Below are 17,244 nucleotides of genomic sequence, written 5' to 3'. Positions count from 1 at the left end.
CGAGATGACTTCCAACGACTCACAGGCCGCCGGCAAGGCGGCCTTCACCCGCATCGATGAAAGCACTGCTGAGGACTGGGCGCTGATCGCCGCCCACGACGCTGACTACCTGGCGGGGCTTCCCGACACCATCCTGACGACCCTTGCCCGCCTGGGCGAGGGTCACCAGCCCTACCAGATCAGCCGGCTCGATCACTGTCTGCAGAGCGCAACCCGCGCTGAGCGCGCCGGTGCCGATGAAGAAATGATTGTCGCTGCCCTGCTGCACGATATCGGCGACGAGCTAGCACTGTTCGACCACGCTGCCTATGCGGCCTCGATCCTGCGCCCTTTCGTCAGCGAGAAGACCCACTGGATCATTCAGCACCACGATGTCTTCCAGGGCCACTACTACTGGGACAAGGTCGGTGGCGACAAGGACGCCAGGGAGCGCTTCCGCGGTCACCCCTGGTTCGCCGACTGCGAGGCGTTCTGCCGGGACTGGGATTGTCCTTCGTTCGACCCGGACTATGACACGCTGCCGCTATCGCACTTCGAGCCCATGGTTCGGCGGATCTTTGCTCGGGTGCCCTACTCGCTGGCCCCGGACCCCGCCCTCACTCCCCCCATGTCCCAAGGAAGCACCGTATGACCTGCGCTGAACTGCTGATTCGCCTGCTGCGCGATACCTACGACGTGGACACCGTCTTCGGTATCCCCGGCGTCCACACCATCGAACTCTATCGCGGTCTGGAAGGCGGCAACGACAGCGGCGTTCGCCACGTCACGCCGCGCCACGAGCAGGGTGCCGGCTTTATGGCGGATGGTTACGCACGCTCCACCGGCAAGCCCGGCGTGTGCTTCATCATCACCGGTCCCGGCATGACCAACATCGCGACCGCCATGGGACAGGCGCTGGCAGACTCGGTGCCGATGCTGGTGATTTCCAGCGTCAATCGCCGTGACACCCTGGGCCGCGGCCAGGGGCGCCTGCATGAGCTGCCTGGCCAGCGCGAACTGATCGCTGGCGTCTCGCGCTTCAGCCACACGGTGCTCGATCCCGACAGCCTTGAGGAAACCCTGGCGCGCGCCTTTGCGGTGTTCGACGGTGCTCGCCCGGGCCCCGTCCATATCGAAATTCCCATCGACCTGTTCAATGCGCCGGTCACTGCCCCTGGCAGCACCACTCGCACGATCATCAGCAAGGCAGCCCCGGCCAGCGATGCGCTGGACCAGGCCGAAGCCTGGTTAAGCGAGGCACGCCAGCCGCTGGTCCTGCTCGGTGGAGGCTGTGTCGATGCCCCCGAGGCGGCCCGTCAGCTGGTCGACGCGCTGGATGCCCCCACCGTCACTACCATCAATGCCAAGGGCCTGCTCGGTCGTGACCATCCCCTCGACCTCGGCGCCAACGCCTCGTTGCCCGCCGTGCGGCAACTGGCAAGAGACGCCGATGTGGTGCTGGCGATTGGCACAGAGCTGGGTGAGACGGACTACGATGTGGTGTTCGATGATGGCTTCGAGCTGGGTGGCCGCCTGATCCGCATCGATCTCGACCCGCAACAGCTGGCCCGCAATCAGCATGCTGACCTGGCCATCGTCGCCGATGCCAGCGAGAGTCTGAAAGCACTGGCGGGCCGGTTTGCCAGCCGCTCGCTCAAACGCGACGGCCACATCCGCACCCGTGCCGCCCTGGAAGCGCTGTCCCTCACCTCGGATCCGGCCTTCCGCGCCTACGTGCCGCTGTTCGACACCCTGGGTGACAACCTTCCTGGCGCCATTCTGGTCGGGGACTCTTGCGCCACCACCTATGCGGCCAACCATCTGGTCAGCCAGGATGCGCCGCGCCGCTTCTTCAATGCCTCCACCGGCTACGGCACTCTAGGCTATGGCCTGCCCGCCGCCATGGGCGCTTGCCTCGGCCAACCGTCGCTGCCCGTGGTGGCGCTCGTCGGCGACGGCGGCATCATGTTCACCCTGTCCGAGCTTGCCTGTGCCGTCGAAGAGCGCCTGCCGGTGATCGTGCTGCTGTGGCACAACCAGGGCTACGAAGAAATCCGCCGTTTCATGGATAACGCTGGCGTCACCCGCCTGGGCGTCGATATCCAGGCACCGGACTTCCAGACCCTGGCCGCCGGCTTCGGCTGCGCCGCCACCCGAGTCGGGAACCCCGCGGGGCTGGCGCGCGCTCTTGAGCATCGTCCCAAGGATGGGCCGATGTTGATCGAGATCGATGCAGCAGCCTGGAACGATGCATTGGGCGAACACTGATGTCCCGCGCCCCCGTCGACACGTCTGGGTCGTCGGGGGCTATTGGCTCCCTGCCCGCCCCCCTGGCGGGCCACCCCATAGGCGCTGTTCGGTCAACGTGGCCATCACCCGTCGTCTGCCACCGACCAGCCCTTGCACGGGTCGCACTACCCGGTGTCTGCCAAGGTAGTCACCACCATAATCACAACCATAAAGGAATCTTCTATGAATGCGCTGAAGCGGCTGATTGGCCACGACACCCTGGACGAACACCAGCACAAGAGCATGGGGGCCACGGCCACCTTCGCCCTGTGGCTCGGTGCCAACGTGGTGGTGACCACGATCCTCACCGGCATGCTGCTGGTCCCCGACCTGCGTTTTCCGGTGGCCATGACCTGGGTCCTGATCGGCTCGCTGATCGGGGCCATACCGCTGCTGCTGGTGGGCCTGATGGGCCAACGGACAGGGCTTCCTTCCATGGCTCTGAGCCGTCGCGCCTACGGGCCTACCGGCTCAAAGATCATCAGCCTGGTGAACATGGCGGTACTGATCGCCTGGAGCTGGATCCAGGCGTTGCTGGCCGGCATGAGCCTGAACTACGCCATCGAGACCACCACCGGCTACTCCAACCTGCCGTTGATGACCGTACTGTGCGAGACCATCGTGGTGTTGATCGTATTGCGCGGCCACCTGGGTATCGAGCGTATCGAGCGCTGGGCAGCGCTGGCCATGATGGTACTGGCCGCCGGCGTGGTGTATCAGCTCAACCGGCACTATGACGTCGGCGCGCTGTTCGAGATGCCCGTCGAATCCCGCAACGGTATTACCCTCGGCATTGCCTTCGATATCGTGGTGGCGACGGCGTTCTCCTGGATTTCGACCTCTGCCGACTACAACCGCAACTGCAAGAGCGGGCGGATTGCCGTACTTGGCACCTATGGTGGCTATGTCTGCGCGTCGATGATTGCCATGGGACTGGGCGCTGCCGTGTCAGGCCTGTCTGTGCTCGGCGGCATGGAGCAGACCTATGACCCCACTCGCCTGCTATCCGGCTTCGGCTTTGGTCTGCCGGCCGCGCTGGTGATCTTCTTCTCGGTGATGACCACCAACGTCATGGCGGTCTACAGTGCCACCCTGTCCTGCATGAACGTCTCTCCCGGCATGGCATTCTGGAAGCCGGCGCTGGTCATTGGCGTGGTCACCGTGTTCGGCGCCTTGATTCCCGGCATCCTCGATCAGTTCCAGAACTTCCTGCTGCTGATCGGCGCCTTGTTCATTCCCGCCTTCTCGGTAATGATCGTCGACTACTACCTGGTCGGCCGTGAAGGCTACACTGCCGAGCTGCTGCGCTCGCCGCGCCAGCTCGGTCGGCCGACGGCGACCATCGCCATCTGCGCCTACCTGGCGGGTGCCCTGCTGGCGGCCTACTGGACCCTGGTCGCCCCGCTGTCGATCGGTGCCTCACTGCCGGTGTTCGTGATCACCGGTGGCCTTTACTGGCTGGGATGCGTGCTGTTCACCCGCCGACGTTTCGTTCTGCAAGGAGACTGACCCATGCGCCTGATGCTGGCCCAGACGGATCCTGTTACCGGCGATATCGCAGCCAACCTGAGTGCCCTGGAGGGCCTGTGCCGACAAGCCGAAGCCGCCGGCGCCGACCTCCTGGCATTACCGGAACTGGCACTCACCGGCTACAACGTGTTTGACCGCCTCGATGAGCTGGCCGACGAGGGAGCGCTGGTCGATCGCGTGGCGTCGCTGGCACGCCAGTATCATCTGCATGTGCTGTTCGGCCTGGCATTGCGCCAGGCCGACGGCCGCCTCACCAATTCAGCGGTACTGCTCGATGACGAAGGCCACCAGCTTGCCTGCTACCACAAGCGCCAGCTGTGGGACCGCGAGCACCGGTACTTTGCTCCGGGTGACGAGCTCTGCGTCGTGGACACTCGCCTCGGCAAGCTGGGGCTGATGATCTGCTACGACAATGAGTTTCCGGAAATGGCGAGGGCCCTGGCCCAGGCCGGAGCGGAGGTCATTCTGTCACCGACCGCCAACATGGTGCCCAATGCAGACCGCCAGCAGTTGCAGATCAGGGCCAGAGCGATGGATAACCAGCGCTTTGTCGCCTGTATCAATCGCTCAGGCGTCGAGGACACCCTGCATTACTGTGGTAACAGCCTGGTGGCTGGCCCCGATGGGGAGGTGCTGGGCCGGCTCGGCAATGATGCCGCCGTGCTGGTCGTCGACCTGGATCTCGAACGTATCCATGAGAGTCGCGTTCACCAGGACTACCTCAAGGATCTTCGCCCGCTGAAGGGACACTGCCAATGACGGGCTTTACCCTGCCCAGGGGAAGCGCCGACCGCTGGTATCGTACTCAGCGCATGGGTGACGACATCACCCTGATCGATGAGCCTGCGATCAAACCGTTCTACCGTTGCAATATCTGGCACCTGCGAGGTCGCGAGCGTGACCTGGTGGTGGACTTCGGCCTTGGTGCCGTGCCGCTTCGCGAGAGGGTGGCATTGCTGGCCGAACGCGAGATTGTGGCGGTGGCGAGCCACACCCACTTCGACCATATCGGTGCGGCCCATGAGTTCGATTGCTGCCACGTGCATCGCGCCGAAGCCGATATCCTGGCGAGTCCCGACAACCGCCGCACCCTGGCCGATGCCTTCCTCGACGACGCCATGTTCGATGAGCTACCGCCGGCGCCCTACGCCCACAGTGGATATCGCATTCCAACGCCACCGCGTATCGAGGTTCTGGAGGACGGCGACATTCTCGACCTGGGCAACCGTCAACTCGAGGTGGTGCATACTCCCGGTCACTCACCGGGGGGCATTGCCCTGTGGGAGGCGTCCACGGGAACCCTGATCAGTGGCGATATCCTCTATGATGGCGAGCTGATCGAAGACGCTTATCACAGCGACCTGGATGACTACGCCAGGAGCCTGGAACGCCTGCGCCGTCTGCCCATCCGCACGGTTCATGGTGGTCATTTTCCCAGTTTTTCCGGCGAACGCTGTCACGCGCTGATCGACGACTGGCTGCGTCGCCATTCCTGAGTTTGTGGAGCCCTTTCGTGCAACAACTGACACAACAGTTCATCAACAACACCTGGGTCGACAGCCATAGTCGTCGCCGCCTGGCCGTGACAGACCCTTACCGCCAGACCCAGATTGCCGAAATCACCGCGGGAGATGCCGCCGACGTCGACGCCGCCGTGGCCAGCGCCAGGGCGGCACTTCCGGCCTGGCAAGAGCTGGGGGGGCATCGACGGGCGGACTACCTGGAGGCCATTGCCGCGGCCCTGACGTCCCGCCGGGAAGCGCTGATGCGCATCTCTTCGACCAATAATGGCAAGGCCCTGGCCGAAGCCGCCATCGACCTCGACGATGCCATCGCCTGCTATCGCTACTACGCCACCCAGGCACGCGCTCTGGAAGACCGCCAGGGCCGCCTCGTCGACCATGCCATGGAAGGGGTCGACGCGCGTCTCTACGAGGACCCGGCCGGCGTCGTGGGTCTGATCACGCCCTGGAATTTCCCGCTGGTCACCAGCGCCTGGAAGATCGCTCCCGCCTTGGCGGCGGGCTGCACCATCGTGTTCAAGCCTTCCGAAGTCACCCCGCTGCCCGAAGTGGCCATCGCTGAGATCGCCGCCGACATCAAGCTTCCCGCCGGGGTACTCAACCTGTTGCTGGGTGATGGCGAGGGCATTGGTGCCCCCCTGTCGGCCCACCAGGGAGTCGACAAGCTGTCCTTCACCGGCAGCAACGTGGTCGGCGAAAAGGTGATGCAGGCCGCGGCCCATGGCGTGCGAGGCGTTTCTCTGGAGCTGGGCGGCAAATCGCCGATTCTGGTACTGGATGACGCCGATGTGGATGCCGCCGCCGACTGGGTCATGGCCGGGATCTACTTCAACTCGGGGCAGATCTGCTCCGCCACATCACGCCTGATCGTGCATCGGTCTCTGGCAGAGCCCCTCTATCAGGCACTGGCAAGTCGGATCGATGCCCTGACCCTCGGCGACCCACTCGTCGAAGGCACCGACATGGGACCGATGACCAGTGCCCGACAGCGTGAAGCCGTGGAGCGCTATCTTGAGATAGCCCGCGAGGAAGGCCTCACCGTCGTGCGCGATGGCCGCCACCGCGACCTGCCCGCTCAGGGCGAGTTCATCGCCCCGACCCTGTACCGGGACGTGCCGACCGACAGCCGCCTGTGGCGTGAAGAAATCTTCGGCCCAGTGCTGTGCGCGCGCAGCGTCGACAGCGAAGCCGAGGCGATCGCGCTTGCCAACGACAGCGCCTTCGGACTTGCCGCCACCGTGATCTCTGCAGATGTCGACCGCGCCAAGCGGGTTGGACGCGCGCTGCGTGCCGGCAGTATCTGGTACAACTCGGAGCAGCTGGTCATGCCCGAAGCCAGCTGGGGTGGTTTTGGCGCCAGCGGCATTGGCCGTGAACTGGGACCTTGGGGCATGTCCGGCTACCTCGAGGTCAAGCATCTGATTGGTCCCGCCGGCTGATCCCTCACCTGTAGATCCCCTCACCCATAGATCCCCACCCTCAGCCCCCCTGCTGGCGCCTGCCAGCAGGGGGGCTCGCACGGCTTACACCGCAGCGTTGGCGTTTGACTCCCTCGTCGGTGATCGTGCCTCGGCGACGAGCAAGCCTGAATGACGGGCAAATATGCCAACTCGGGTAGTTTTCCAAAAGGCTTAGTTCGTAAGAGAACGCCTCTTCCACAGTCTATTAGTTATTGCTTAAATCGTGGCCATAAAGCGGTGGCAGCCAGAGTAGCGTCCTACATTCCGCGATAATAAATAGTTTTTCCAGCGCATAATTTCAAGTGGACTAACAGCCATCACATCCGACGAACGACAATAATGACAACGCATGACAAAAATAAATAAAGGCAGGTAGAAAACAAGAATAAAGACAAAGTTATCGACTACTGGCTATGCAGAGGCGAACATGAGGAAACTACCTTTATTATCATCTTCAGCGATGTCCCACCATCCCCCACTTTCGCTCTACCATGTTGCCCATCGCCGTAACCGACTCTGGTCGCCCCGAGGCCGCATTGGACGGCTTCAATACTGCAATCGTGCATTGATGGCAGGACTCATCTACAACGTCGTCTCATACCTGCCATTCTTACTCGGCTATCTGTCGATAGACGTTATGACACTAGAGATATTTTTCTACATCGGTTCCATGTATCTTGTTTTTTCTCTTGCACTCGGCGCTTTCGTCGCCCTTCAAGCCAAACGACGCCTCAACGACCAGAACCGGTCCGGTTGGACATTAATCTTGGCCGTCTTTCCTATTGTCAATGTGTGGCTAATCTGCACCATCATCTTTGCCCGCGGCACTCCAGGAAGCAACGGATTTGGCCCCGCGCCGCCACCACCGACTCGCTCCGAGCGGCGCCATTTCTGGTACTTGCTGATAGCTCACATCGCGTTGTTCGTCGCCATCATGCAATACGCGCCAGTGCACCTTAACGCCACACTGTGACCACGGCTAATCCCCTCGCCAACGCCCGACATCTCCGCGGCGAGTCGTATCTTCGCCCCACCCTACTGCAAGGAAGCTGATCATATGACCACTGAGCAAGCTACGACAACTTCGCCTCAGACAATGCCTGAAACACCACACCCACCAGTCTCCAATGCCGATTCGGAACATGGCTCTGCCATAACTCAGCACGGCACCGGAGAAAAGGCAGGATTGTGGTCCACACATGGACGCATCGGCAGAGTCACGTATTTTAACCGAACGGCAATTCCAGGATTCGCATACTACGCTATCTCTGTTAGCCTGTACCTGATGAGTATGAATGTGTACTATCCATCAGACCATACCACATCTCAGGCATTTACAGCATTTCAAGTTTTAGTTGGCATTCCGTGGATTATCTTTTCTCTGATACAAAGCAAACGCCGAACAAACGACATAGATAGTTCTGGCTGGATACTTCTTCTTCTCCTGATTCCTATCGTCAACATAATCCTCGCCTGGGTGCTAACCTTTGGGAAGGGGACAGAAGGCGAAAATCGCTATGGGGAAGCTCCGGCCGCTCCGGCCGATGACGATATGGCCATATTCTGGATATCGCTGACAATACTGATAATTGGCAGCTTGGTATTGTATTCCAAGATTTCATAGAGAAATTAACGTACTAGGCGTATCAATGCGTCCCTGGAAGATGAAGAATTTCGATGCCGCCGACTGGGTCATGGCGGGCGTGGATTTGGTATCGTTGGGTCTGAGTCAGCTGTCGGTAACCCATGATCTGCTTCACTTTGGTCGGTAAAGTAGGGAGGGTACCGGCACTGACCCTCCTCATTCCACCGGGTGGTGCAAAGTACTTCGAATATACTATGAACCCAGGAGAGATCGTCTATTCCGCAAGCCATCACCTTCCCCTAACGTTATGAAGATGTCTTTTTTCGACCCTGGGTCGCGGCACACTTATCACCAAGGTTTCAGCAGTGAGAAAACCATATAACGCACCTTCTTCTGAGTAGAGTTAGTATGTGAGACAATTCCTATTCCGACAACCATTAACGTTCGCTAAGATTTCAGCTACGCCGTCGTGATCCCACGCATCGCTCCATGGCTTCAAACGCTATCCATTATCCATAGCTCGGCCATATTGCCACCACCGACTCGCTCCGAGCGACGCCATTTCTGGTACTTGCTGATAGCCCACATCGCGTTGTTCGTCGCCATCATGCAATACGCGCCAGCGCACCTTAACGCCACACGGTGACCACGGCCCCCCCCCTCGCCACCACCCGACACCTCTGCGGCGAGTCGTATGTAAGACCCACCCGACTTCAAGGAAGTTGACCACATGTCTACAGACCAAGAGAAGGTAACCTCGCCACAGACAACGTCTGAAACATCCCACCCACCAGTCTCCAATACCGACTCGGAGCATGGCTCAGCTATGAGCCAGCACGATTCCAAGAAAAAGGCGGGATGGTGGTCCACACGTGGCCGTATCGGTCGGGTCACCTATTTTAACCGCACCACATTGGCCTCTCTGATCGTCAACGGGCCCTACATAGGCGCTGTGGCTTACGCGGTGACTACACAATCAGCAGCAGCAGAAGCAATACTAGGTACAGTACTATTGGTAACGATCGTGCTCTCGATACCTCTCACCGTCTTTTGGACTCTTCAAGCCAAACGCCGCATGAATGACCAGAATCGATCGGGTTGGCTGCTACTTCTCGCTCTGGTTCCATTGGTCAATCTTGCAATCTTCATCATGCTCTACTGCGTCAAGGGCTCCAGTGGTGAGAACCGGTATGGTCCAGCGCCTGAACCACCGACATCCTCCGGTATGACGCTGTTCTGGTGCTTGCTCGGTCTTATCCTTCTGCCTTTTTTCGTTCCTCTCGGGGTGCTGCTTTGAGCATGGTTGGCTTCACCGCCCGTCGACTCTGCTAACGCAGAAAGCGCTGGATAAATGATGCAAGCGATGACACGCCGGCCCCCATAGCGATAAGGCCCCGACGATAACGTCGGGGCCTTTTTGGTTTCATCGCTGCAGCAGCGTCCTGAGTCAGGCGGTCGCGGCGAGATCCGCCCCTGCCCGGCGCTTCCTCAGCCAGATCGATAGCGCCAGCACCACCAGCATGGCCCAGGGGTAAGGCGTGAAGAAGGAAGCAAACGCCGACGGCGCTGCCACACCATTCTGAACGGCAGTCGCGGCAATAACCTCCTGCCACACCGCTACCACGATGTGCCAGGGCAGCAGGAAAAACACCGTACATACCGCACAGTCCATCAGGTTGGCGGCGCGGGCCGGGGAGATACCAAACTGCTGGGCCAGACTCTTGACCAGCCCCGGCCCCACCAACAGAAGCGCCGGAGCATTGGCCGACAGCGGTGTAGACGCCGCGATGGTCACCGCAACGATGCTGGTCTCGGCACTGGCGCGGTCCTTGACCAGCTTCTTCTTGGCGCTATCCAGCAGGCGCTCCATCAGACCGGTATCCAGGATCACCTGCGTCAGCGCGAGCACCATCAACGCAAACAGAACGGCGCCTGTCACCGACGCAATGCCATTCTCGATCAGCCCGGTGCTCTCGCCCCGCGCCTGGGGCAACGAGAACAGGTCACCAAGGCCGATGGCACCGATACCGAGGGCGCACGCCATGGCCACCAGGTTGCCGATAAACATCGCCTCGACAATATGGCGGCGCTTCATCGCGAACACCACCACCGCCGCCAGCGGAATCAGCATGACCAGTCCCGAGACATGGCCGGTCGGCACCTCGGCCGTTGCGGAAGACGCCTCACCACTGGCGCCGAACAGCATGAAGATCACCATGGATATGCCTGCTGCCGACAGCGCCAATGGCAGCCGGGTACGGATCACATCGGCGATCTCGGCACCCTGGGTGTAGGAAGAGACGATGGTGGTATCCGACACCGGAGACAGGTTGTCACCAAAGGCAGCACCGGACAGGATCGCCACCGCCAGCATGGACGGGTCGGCTCCCAACATCACCCCCGCCGGGTACAGCACCGGTGACAGGCCAATGACGGTGCCGGTACTCGTCCCCGTACCGAGAGCAAATACCATGGCCATAGCGAAGGCAATCAGGGTAAAGGTGGCCCCCTCTGCACCAATGGACGCGCCTAGCCACATCAAACCATCGATCAAGCCACCCGCGGCCATCAACTTGCCGAATACACCGGCCAGCAGCCACAGCGCGATAATCGCCGTTGCGGTGGAGTTTCCCATTCCCTTGAGCAGACTGTCGCAATAAGCGGTGCGCTGTCGACAGAGAAACAGACCGACGCCCATGGCCACCCAGGCGCAGGCCCAGAACGGCTTGGTTCCAGCGCGTTCGAATACCGATAGGTAGACCAGCCCCACCACCAGCAGGATTAGTGGTGCCAGGGCGCCGAGGGTGCCCCCTCGGAAGGATAAGGATGGAGTCGTAGTGGATGTTGTCATTATTAGAATCCTCAGGATGGGTAAAGCGTTTATCAACGCCGGCCAGCACGCACCTTTGCCGTCCTGCATTGCCAGGCGTCATGAAAAGAAAGAAAGTGAAACCACCAAATCGTGCTTCGCGAGTTCGTCTTTAAAAGGCGGAAATTCACATCAACTTATGTGATGGTGAGCTAAAAAATCATCGAGTAAAGCACAGAACAGCTCTGGCTTTTCATGATGGGCGTTATGCCCCGCATCAGGAATAACCGCGAGCCTGGCGCTGCTTATTCCCTGCCATAGCGCCAGTTCTTGCGAGATAGGGTAAGCCCGATCCTGATCGCCCCAGATCACCAGCGTCGGCATCGTGTGTCGCGATAGAAAGTCCACGCCTCTCCAGGACTCCATGGCGGTGAGACCGCCAAGTACCGCCGCCTCGCACGCTAGTTCAGCGAGCCCAAGCGACGGTGCAAACCACGGATCTTGCGTGCCCTTCACATACCAGTTGGACACGATGTAGGAGACGGTTGGTCCCGTACCCTGTTCGATCACCTTACGCCGTGACTCGGCGATAGGCTCGAACCGACCAGGAAGCTCACCCTCGGGTCCAGTGCCAAACAGGATTAGCACCTCGACCCGCTGCGGAGCCTTGTGCGCTATTTCCTGAGCAATCATGCCACCCATGGAGTGGCCCAGCAGTGCGAACCGGTCAACGCCCAGGCGGTCCATCTCGGCTAAAACGAAACTGGCAAAGCCCGGGATACTGTCAACGGCAGGTTCGTGACAACGTTTGCCAAAACCAGGTAGATCGACAGCGATAATCTGGCGCCCACTTTCCAAAGCATCTCTCACTGGCGCCCAGTAACTGCTACCACTCAAGAACCCATGAACCAGCACCAAAGGCGCTGCCTCGGCAGGAGACATCGTATCACGGCTCATTGCATCACCTCCGGCAACCACAGCGCGATATCCGGTACTAGAAGAAGCGCAGCGATTAGCAGTACCAAAGCACCAATAAAGGGAAGCGAGCCAATAATGACATCACCAACGGACACTTCATCCTTCGCCAGCCCCTGAATGACGTAGAGGTTGAGGCCAACGGGAGGAGTAAGCACGGCGATTTCCATGATCACGGTGTAGACGACCCCGAACCAGATCAGGTCAAAGCCCGCCGCCGACACTAGCGGAAACACCGTAGGCAAGGTGATAAAGGTCATCGAGACAGGCTCGAGGAACATGCCGAGCACGATATACAGCAACAGAATGACCAGCAGAATCACGTAAGGGGATAGCCCCATGGAGGTGATCAGCGAAGTCAGTTCATCGGGGATCCGGTAATAGGTGACGACAAAGCCAAACAAAGTGCCCGCGGACAGCAGCAGACCCAGGTAGCCCATGGTCAGCATGGTGCGTTTCAACGCCTCAACGAAGCCAGCTGCAGTCAGTCCTCCGAAGCATGCCGTCAGCACAAAGGTCACCACTACCGCCACCGCCGCCGCTTCAGTGGGGGTTGCAAGGCCGGTATAGATCGCGGCGATGATGATGAAGCCGATCAGTCCGATCGTGACCAGGGTTACCGCCACACGCCCCTTAGACAGTGTGTGGGAGTCATCGGCAGCCGGCACATGGGCACGACATAGCCGAGACCAGATGAAGACAATCACCACAAACATGGTGGTCAGCGCGATACCGGGAATAATGCCGGCGATAAACAGGTTGCCGATCGACTGGTCGGTCACAATGCCGTAGTAGATCATGATCAGACTCGGCGGGATCAATACGCTCAAGGTACCGCCGGCAGCCAAGATGCCACTAGCCAGTCGGCGGTCGTACTTGAGCCGCAGCATTTCAGAAAGCGCCACCCCACCGATGGTCAGGGAGCCCACCATACTGGACCCGGACACCGCTCCGAAGCCCGCACAGGCCCCGATGCTACCGTAGGCAGCAGACCCTCTGACGTTGACGCCGCTATGCAGGAAACGATACAGGTCCGAGCCGATGCGCGATCGTCCGATCAATTCGCCCAGGAAGACAAAGAGAGGAATTGCCAGAAGAATGTAGTTAACCCAAACACCCCATAGCTGCAGCTCACTGCTAACCACAGCGGTGGGGAAACTCTGTATGTGCCATAGAAAAGGTAGCGCCGCACCAGCCAAGGCAAAGGGAATCGGGACCCCGATGCTGACCAGCCCCATCAACAGGACAAATAGCCCAATACCTACCGTATACCATTCCATCACCGAATCCCCTGCTTGGTATTGGCAACCACTTCATCCCCGGAGATCTGCTGCAATAGCCGATGCAGAACGCAACAGCAGAACGTGACCATGGCAAACAGCACTGGAATCCAGAAATAGACCCTCGGCCACAGCAGGATCTCCGACGCCGCCCCAGACGCCAGCGTATTCATGGTGGCGGAGAAGGATACGTACATGAACCACAGACCTATCAGCGCCATCACCACCAAGTTGAAGGCTTGAACCCAGCGGCGTACGGTGCCAGGCAGGATATCCAGCAACATGGTCACCTTCGGGTAGGCATCACGCCGCATGGCGTAGCCAAGCCCAGCAAAGGCTACCGGAAACAACAATAACGCGGTTGCCTCGGTCACCATCCTGTCAGGGGAGTTCAACACATAACGGGAAAATACCCCCCAGCTCATCCATAGCGCCTGCACCAGAATGATTGATCCCCCCGCCAGGGCACATCCCAGCGCCAGGCGATCGAGTGCGGTATCGAGTCGTTGTGACATACAAGCCTCCCGGATAGTCCATGCCATCCCTCATTGAGCGAGCAGACTGACCCAGTAGTGAACGGCACTCCGGCGCTATTCGTCACCACCAGAGTGCACGCCCGGTTGAGCATCAGCGGCGATAATCCGCAAACAATGCCTTGATGGCGTCGGCTCGCTCAGGCCCACATGACTCTGCGACGGTGGGCTCCCACTCTCCGGCAATGGAGGCAACAATGTCCGCACTTGCCTCTTCATTCAACGACACGGCGGCACCACCACCCTGCATCACGGCCTGGCCCACTCGTTCATTGACCCACCCTTCATAGCGGGGCTTGAGCCACGCCTCTGCTTCTCGGGCGGCATCCAGCAACGCCTGCTGAGATGCCCCATCAAGGTCATCGAACTTGCGCTTGTTCATCATGTACTGGATGTTGCCGTAGAACAGTGAGGCGTTGACCATGTACGGCATGACATCCCACAACTGCCACGAGCTGTAGGTGGCCACCCCCATATTGATACCGTCCACCACCCCTCGCTCGGCAGACTGGAAGACCTCATTGGGTGAGACAAACACTGGCTCCCCACCCCAGGACGTGATCATCAGGCTGACCAGCGGACCGATGGAGCGCACCAGTTGCCCGTCCAACTGGGTAATGTCAGAGATAGATTCCTGGAACCACCACTCCTGATCGTAGGAGTAGTTGGAATTGAACACGGGAACCAGGCCGGCCTCGGCGGCCTCGTCACGTACGATATCGGTATAGGCCGCATCCAGTTCATGCTGACGCTCAAGGTCCACCAGCGCTGGATAAAGTGACGTCACCCGATAACAGGGAAGACGATTATCTGCTGGGATCCAGGCGATGTCGGCGATCCCACCAGTCACAGCATCCACCCCTTCACTCCACCCATGCAGGGTCGATGAAGGGAATATCTCTACGTTGACTTCTCCATCGGTTTTTTCCGCCACGAGCTCCGCAAACTTCTCGAAGCCTTCATAGCGAATATCCACTTTGTTCACGTAGGTCGATAGCCGCAGTGTGGTCTGTGCCTGAGCGGAGCTGGTGACCACTGCCAACGCGGAAGCCATAAGGGTGAGAGCGGGTAATGTCTTCATGGGTTACCTCATATTGTTGTCATTGTTGATGCGCGAGACCGGGCCAGTCATACCGCCAGACCTCAGCCCCTGTAATCTGCAAAGCCGAAGGCATCGGGATAGCCGAACAGCGCGACGGCACCGCCGGTGTGCAGGAAGACCACGTTCTCGTCTTGCTTGAAGTGGCCCTGGCGGATCAGGTCGATCAGCCCGGCCATGCCCTTGCCGGAGTACACCGGGTCCAGCAGGATGCCTTCGTGACGGGCCAGCAGGGTGACCGCCTCGATCATGCTGTCGGTGGGCACACCGTAGCCCTCGCCCACGTAGTTGCAGTTGGCAACCACCTGCTCGCGGCTGACTACGCCGGAAAGGCCCAGCTTGGCCTCGGTCTTCTGGGCCAGGGCGAAGACGTTGGCCTCCTGCTTGTCCTTGGGCGCGCGCACGCCGATACCAAGCACCGGGATACCGGCGTTGCAGGCGGCCAGGCCGGTCACCAAGCCCGCCTGGGTGCCGGCGCTGCCAGTGGCATGCACCAGATGATCGATACGCAGGCCCATGTCGTTGGCCTGGGCCAGCAGCTCCAGGGCGGCATTGACGTAGCCCAGGGCGCCGATCTCGTTGGAGCCGCCGCCAGGGATGATGTAGGGCCTCTTGCCTTCGCTCTTCAGACGATCGGCCAGGCCTTCCATCTCGGCGGCCATGTCGGCACCGCCCGGGCGCTTCTCGACGCTGGCGCCGTGGAGCTGATCAAGGAAGACGTTGCCGTTGTGGTTGTAGTTGGGGTCTTCACTGCCGGTGCGGTCTTCCAGCAGGATGTGACAGCCAAGGCCCAGCTTGCAGGCGGCGGCCACGGTCTGGCGGGCGTGGTTGGACTGGGTGGCACCCTGGGTGATGATGGTATCGGCACCCTTCTCCAGGGCATCGGCCATCAAGAACTCGAGCTTGCGCGTCTTGTTGCCGCCGGTAGACAGGCCGGTGCAGTCGTCACGTTTGATCCACAGGCGAGGACCGCCCAACAGCTTGCTCAGGTTGTCCATCGGCTCCAGCGGGGTGGGCATATGGCCGAGACGGACACGGGGAAAACGGGACAGGTGCATACGGGCCTCCAGGCGAGTCATTATTGGCATTGGCGTGCTCTCGTTATGACGTTCTTCCATGAGATGACAGACGCAAGGCCCGTCAGAGAACGTGTCATCTCACCTTAAAGGCCGCCCACGACCTGCCACCAATGCCAAGTTGCTCGTCAGCTGTTAAATTTTTGCATAGCCACGACTCCTGCCTGGCCGGCAGCCACAACAACAGACAAAAACACCAATGAAGATCGAGTGGATAGAGGATTTTCTCGAGCTTATCGAGGCGGGGACTTTCTCCCAGGCGGCGGAACGACGCCACGTCACCCAACCGGCGTTTTCGCGACGCATCAGACAACTCGAGGAGTGGCTGGGAGTCGCACTGATCGATAGGCGCTCCCCACGGCTGGAGCTGACTGCCCATGCGCGTACCTACGAGCCTCAGCTCAGGGAGTGGCTGGCCCGCCTCTATGCCATGCGCAGTCGTCTCAGAAGCGATGCTCGCCAGGGACCCAGGGCCATCCTGACCACCCAGCACACCCTGACCGTCAGCTACCTGCCGCGGCTGTTGCGCCACTTGCGTCATCACGCGCCTGAGGTCGGACTGCAGATCACCTCGTCCGACCGCAGCGTATGCATTCGCGACTTTGAGCAGGGCAAGGCCGACCTGCTGCTGTGTTCCGAGCTCGAGGGGGCGCCCCTGTTCGACGACAGCACCACCATCGAACGTCTCGCGCTGGGTGCTGAGCGGCTGCTGCCGGTGTGCGCCCCGGACCATCACGGTGGCCCGCTGCACCCGCTGGAGCAGGGACAACGACTGCCGCTGATCGGCTACGACACCGACAGCTTTCTGGGCCAGGCGCTAGCGACCCCCTACCTGCTGGATGCCCAGCGCCGCTACGAGATCGAGCTGGTGTGCGAGACCGCCTTTACCATCGGCATTCGCCAGCTTGCCCTGGCGGGTCTGGGTATCGGCTGGCTTCCCCACGGACTGATCGAAGAGGACCTGGAAAGCGGCAAGCTGGTATCGCTGCTGGATACGCTAGGTGGGCCCCAGCTGGTGGTGGCCTGCTATCGGCATCGGGACGAGCAGAGGGCCGCGGCGCCGCTGTGGCATCTGCTGGAGGAACGGCCACCGGCGGTATAGCGTC

General features: G+C 60.4%; 16 protein-coding genes. 10 read left to right on the top strand and 6 right to left on the bottom strand.

What is annotated here, in order from left to right:
* Positions 1–4 precede the first annotated feature (4 nt).
* The 9 genes from KUW18_RS17590 (at position 5) to KUW18_RS17550 (ending at position 9,663) form a co-directional block, all read left to right on the top strand.
* Positions 5–631: an HD domain-containing protein gene (locus tag KUW18_RS17590; protein WP_222164094.1), complete on the top strand. Its 627-nt coding sequence runs from the start codon at positions 5–7 to the stop codon at positions 629–631.
* Complete coding sequence (locus KUW18_RS17585) at positions 628–2,247, top strand: 5-guanidino-2-oxopentanoate decarboxylase (protein WP_222562001.1); 1,620 nt, start codon at positions 628–630, stop codon at positions 2,245–2,247. Before KUW18_RS17590 ends, KUW18_RS17585 begins: the two co-directional genes overlap by 4 nt.
* Positions 2,248–2,451: 204 nt before the next feature.
* Positions 2,452–3,777 (top strand): purine-cytosine permease family protein, encoded by a 1,326-nt coding sequence (locus KUW18_RS17580; RefSeq protein ID WP_222164096.1) that lies wholly within the window; start codon positions 2,452–2,454, stop codon positions 3,775–3,777.
* A 3-nt stretch (positions 3,778–3,780) separates the two neighbouring features.
* Positions 3,781–4,557 carry a carbon-nitrogen hydrolase family protein gene (locus tag KUW18_RS17575; RefSeq protein ID WP_222562000.1) on the top strand — a complete coding sequence of 259 codons (777 nt, stop codon included), beginning with the start codon at positions 3,781–3,783 and terminating at the stop codon, positions 4,555–4,557.
* Positions 4,554–5,294, top strand: a complete 741-nt coding sequence (locus KUW18_RS17570; protein ID WP_206944064.1) for an MBL fold metallo-hydrolase — start codon at positions 4,554–4,556, stop codon at positions 5,292–5,294. The genes KUW18_RS17575 and KUW18_RS17570 overlap by 4 nt, the downstream gene beginning before the upstream one ends.
* Before the next feature lie 17 nt (positions 5,295–5,311).
* The gene (locus KUW18_RS17565) at positions 5,312–6,760 is read left to right on the top strand and encodes an aldehyde dehydrogenase family protein (protein ID WP_206944066.1); all 1,449 of its coding nucleotides are present in this window, start codon (positions 5,312–5,314) and stop codon (positions 6,758–6,760) included.
* Positions 6,761–7,208: 448 nt separating this feature from the next.
* On the top strand, positions 7,209–7,754 hold the full coding sequence (locus tag KUW18_RS17560) for a DUF805 domain-containing protein (protein ID WP_222561999.1): 546 nt from the start codon (positions 7,209–7,211) through the stop codon (positions 7,752–7,754).
* 84 nt (positions 7,755–7,838) lie between these two features.
* Positions 7,839–8,405 carry a DUF805 domain-containing protein gene (locus KUW18_RS17555; protein ID WP_222239101.1) on the top strand — a complete coding sequence of 189 codons (567 nt, stop codon included), beginning with the start codon at positions 7,839–7,841 and terminating at the stop codon, positions 8,403–8,405.
* Between the two features lie 691 nt (positions 8,406–9,096).
* Positions 9,097–9,663, top strand: coding sequence for a DUF805 domain-containing protein (locus tag KUW18_RS17550; protein ID WP_222239100.1), 567 nt, complete (start codon positions 9,097–9,099; stop codon positions 9,661–9,663).
* A 150-nt stretch (positions 9,664–9,813) separates the two neighbouring features.
* On the opposite strand, the gene KUW18_RS17545 is transcribed toward KUW18_RS17550, so the two are convergent.
* From KUW18_RS17545 to KUW18_RS17520, 6 genes are all read right to left on the bottom strand, one after another.
* Complete coding sequence (locus KUW18_RS17545) at positions 9,814–11,217, bottom strand: Na+/H+ antiporter NhaC family protein (protein ID WP_222485230.1); 1,404 nt, start codon at positions 11,215–11,217, stop codon at positions 9,814–9,816.
* 150 nt (positions 11,218–11,367) lie between these two features.
* A complete protein-coding gene (locus KUW18_RS17540) occupies positions 11,368–12,132 on the bottom strand; it encodes an alpha/beta fold hydrolase (RefSeq protein WP_222239097.1) in 765 nt (254 codons plus the stop codon).
* The gene (locus tag KUW18_RS17535) at positions 12,129–13,430 is read right to left on the bottom strand and encodes a TRAP transporter large permease (protein WP_222239096.1); all 1,302 of its coding nucleotides are present in this window, start codon (positions 13,428–13,430) and stop codon (positions 12,129–12,131) included. Before KUW18_RS17535 ends, KUW18_RS17540 begins: the two co-directional genes overlap by 4 nt.
* Positions 13,430–13,945 (bottom strand): TRAP transporter small permease, encoded by a 516-nt coding sequence (locus tag KUW18_RS17530; RefSeq protein WP_222239095.1) that lies wholly within the window; start codon positions 13,943–13,945, stop codon positions 13,430–13,432. The genes KUW18_RS17535 and KUW18_RS17530 overlap by 1 nt, the downstream gene beginning before the upstream one ends.
* A gap of 112 nt (positions 13,946–14,057) precedes the next feature.
* Positions 14,058–15,044, bottom strand: a complete 987-nt coding sequence (dctP, locus tag KUW18_RS17525) for a TRAP transporter substrate-binding protein DctP (protein ID WP_222561998.1) — start codon at positions 15,042–15,044, stop codon at positions 14,058–14,060.
* Positions 15,045–15,106: 62 nt separating this feature from the next.
* On the bottom strand, positions 15,107–16,120 hold the full coding sequence (locus KUW18_RS17520; RefSeq protein WP_222561997.1) for a D-cysteine desulfhydrase: 1,014 nt from the start codon (positions 16,118–16,120) through the stop codon (positions 15,107–15,109).
* Positions 16,121–16,337: 217 nt separating this feature from the next.
* Between KUW18_RS17520 and KUW18_RS17515 the strand changes: the two genes are divergently transcribed.
* Entirely contained in the window at positions 16,338–17,240 is a 903-nt protein-coding gene (locus tag KUW18_RS17515; RefSeq protein ID WP_222561996.1) for a LysR family transcriptional regulator, read from the top strand.
* Positions 17,241–17,244: the final 4 nt, after the last annotated feature.

Source organism: Halomonas sp. DP5Y7-2 (assembly GCF_019802025.1).
Lineage (GTDB): Bacteria > Pseudomonadota > Gammaproteobacteria > Pseudomonadales > Halomonadaceae > Halomonas > Halomonas litopenaei_A.
Note: the sequence above shows the minus strand (reverse complement) of the source record. Positions and strands in the feature narration are given on the sequence as shown.